The organism is Paraburkholderia sp. Ac-20347, assembly GCF_017104805.1.
Classification (GTDB): domain Bacteria; phylum Pseudomonadota; class Gammaproteobacteria; order Burkholderiales; family Burkholderiaceae; genus Paraburkholderia; species Paraburkholderia tropica.
In genome coordinates, this window is the sequence record NZ_JAAGPN010000491.1 from 1 (window position 1) to 2,660 (window position 2,660).

A 2,660-nucleotide genomic window follows, 5' to 3' on the forward strand; every position below is an offset into this window, starting at 1 on the left:
TGGCCCGCGCCGTTGAGCGGTCCGGCATGGCGCGGCGAGCGCGCGACATGGCGCTGCGTGAGCCACAGCCCCGCGATGCCGACCGGCAGATTTACCCAGAAGATGCTGCGCCAGCCGATCGCATCGACGAGCACGCCGCCGACGCACGGCCCGAGCGCCATCGCCGCGGACACCAGCGCGCCCCAGATGCCGATCATGCGCGTGCGCAGCGGACCGGGCGGAAACGCCTGGGTCAGCAGGCTCAGGGAACTCGGCATGAAGAGCGCCGCGCCGCCGCCTTGCAGCAGACGCGCGGCGATCAGCGCGGCGGGCGTCGTGGCGCTCGCGCACAGCACCGAGGCCGCGACGAACAGCGCCAGGCCGATCAGGTAGAGGGTCTTCGAGCCGTAGCGGTTGGCCAGCGCGCCGCCGAACAGCAGCAGCGCGGCGAAGCTGAGCGCGTAGGCGTCGACGACCCAGACGAGCGTCGTCAGCGAAATCGCGAGGCTCGTCTGCATCGCCTTGAGCGCGACGTTGACGATCGTGACGTCGAGCATCGCCATCACGAAGCCGCACGCGAGCGCCACCATGATCGTCGCCGGGCGCGCGCCGGGCGGCGCGAGCGTTGCGGGCGTGGCAGGCGTTTTCGCCGAGACCGGATTCACGCCGCTCTCCCGCCGAGATAGAGCCGCCGCATCTCGTCGCTGTCGAGCAGGGCGCGCGCCGGGCCTTCGAGCGCGACGCGGCCCATCGTCAGCACGATGCCGCGATCGGAGATGCGCAACGCCTCGATCGCGTTCTGCTCGACCATCAGGACGCCGATGTGCTCGGCGTCGCGCATCCGCACGATCGCGTCGAACACCTCGTCGACCATTTTCGGCGACAGGCCCGCCGAGGGCTCGTCGAGCAGCAGCATGGCGGGACGCGGCATCAACGCGCGCGCGAGCGACACGATCTGCCGTTCGCCGCCCGACAGCGCGGCGGCGGGCGTGCGGTAGCGGCGGCGCAGCACCGGGTACTGCTCGCACAGTTCGTCGATGCGCGCCTCGCGAGGAAACGACGACATCCCCTGACCGCCGAGCATCAGGTTTTCGCGCACGGTGAGCGCGCCGAACACGTTGTCGGTTTGCGGCACGTAGCCGACCCCGTGCAGACGCACCTTGCGATGCACCGGTTCGCGCGCGAGGTCGACGCCTTGCAGCTTGACCGTGCCCGTGCGCGGCAGCAGGAAGCCCGCGATCGCCTTGAGCAGCGTGGACTTGCCGCAGCCGTTCGGGCCGAGGATCGAGACGATCTCGACCGCGCCCACGCTCAGCGACACGCCGTGCAGAATATCGACGCCCGGCGTATAGCCTGCGACGAGTCCATCGACTTCGATCATGACGCCTCCAGCGGCTGGCGGGCGGCGTGCTCGCGGCCCAGGTACGCATCGAGCACGCGCCGGTTGCGCTCCAGCTCGGCGGGCTTGCAGTTGGCGATGGCCGAGCCGCGATCGAGCACGACGCAGCGGTCGCACAGTTCGCGGATGAAATGCATGTCGTGCTCGATCACCATCAGCGTCACGCCGAGCCGGTGGATGCGCCGCAGCTCCGCCACCAGTTCGCCGCGCAGGTTCGGATGGACGCCCGCCGTCGGTTCGTCGAGCAGCAGCAGCTTCGGCTCGGTCATCATTGCGAAGGCAATACCGAGCAGTTTCTTCTGGCCTCCCGAGATCGACGCGGCGGGCAGTTGCGCGACGGCGCCCAGCTTCAGTTCGTCGAGCAAGGCGCGCGCGCGTGCGCGGGTCGCGTCTTCGAGCGCGCGCATCGTGCGTCCTCGCAGCAGCGCCGCGCCAAGCCCGTGACGCTCGGACGACGCGGCCATCGTCAGTTCGAGCACCGACATGCGCGCGGGCATCGACGGCAGTTGAAACGTGCGGCGGATGCCGAGCTGCGCAATGCGCTGCGGCGTGAGCCGGTCGATGCGGCGGCCGTCGAAGCGGATTTCGCCGCCCGCGAGCGGCGCGAAACCGGTGACCGCGTTCAGCACCGTGCTCTTGCCGGAGCCGTTCGGGCCGAGCAGGCCGACGATTTCGCCCTGGCCGACCGACAGCGCGAGCCCGGACAGCACCGTATTCCCGCCGTAGCGGATGGCGATGCCATCCAGTTCGAGGAGCGCGCTCATGGGTGGATCTCCAGACGTTCGGGCAGCAGGCCGCGCGGCCGCCAGAGCAGACAGGCGAGCAGCATCAACCCGACGAGGCCGAGCCGCACCGCGCCCGCCAGATCGCTGCCCACGCCGAACCAGTCCTTGAGAAACGGCGCGAGCGAATACACCGCCTGCACCAGCACGGCGCCGACCAGCACGCCCGCATTGCTGCCGAGCCCGCCGACCATCACGATGGTCCAGAGCGCGAAGGTTTCGGACGAGAGCATCGTGTCGGGCCCGACGTAGCTGATGTACCAGGTCAGCAGCGCGCCCGCGAGCGCGGCGGGCAACGCGGCCGCGACGCTTGCGCGCGTTTTCAGCGAGAGCGGGTCGTAGCCGAAGCACACTGCCAGCGCCGGTTCCTCGCGCATGACCTTCAGCGCGCGGCCGAAGCGGCTGCGCACGATGCGCCGGTAGCCCGCGTAGACCAGCGCGAGACACGCGGCCGTCACGGCGAGAAACGCGAGATCGGCCCAGGGCGCGGCGAGCCCGCC

General features: G+C 70.5%; 4 protein-coding genes. All 4 read right to left on the reverse strand.

Annotated elements, in window-relative coordinates; all coding sequences use genetic code 11:
- The coding region (locus G3N97_RS37890) for an MFS transporter (RefSeq protein WP_205997865.1) at nt 1–644 on the reverse strand (644 nt) is incomplete at its 3' end.
- Complete coding sequence (locus tag G3N97_RS37895) at nt 641–1,360, reverse strand: ABC transporter ATP-binding protein (protein ID WP_065058544.1); 720 nt, start codon at nt 1,358–1,360, stop codon at nt 641–643. The genes G3N97_RS37890 and G3N97_RS37895, both read right to left, overlap by 4 nt.
- The gene (locus tag G3N97_RS37900) at nt 1,357–2,142 is read right to left on the reverse strand and encodes an ABC transporter ATP-binding protein (protein ID WP_205997866.1); all 786 of its coding nucleotides are present in this window, start codon (nt 2,140–2,142) and stop codon (nt 1,357–1,359) included. The genes G3N97_RS37895 and G3N97_RS37900 overlap by 4 nt, the downstream gene beginning before the upstream one ends.
- Nucleotides 2,139–2,660: branched-chain amino acid ABC transporter permease (locus G3N97_RS37905; protein ID WP_205997867.1), on the reverse strand; the 522-nt coding region annotated here is incomplete at its 5' end. The genes G3N97_RS37900 and G3N97_RS37905, both read right to left, overlap by 4 nt.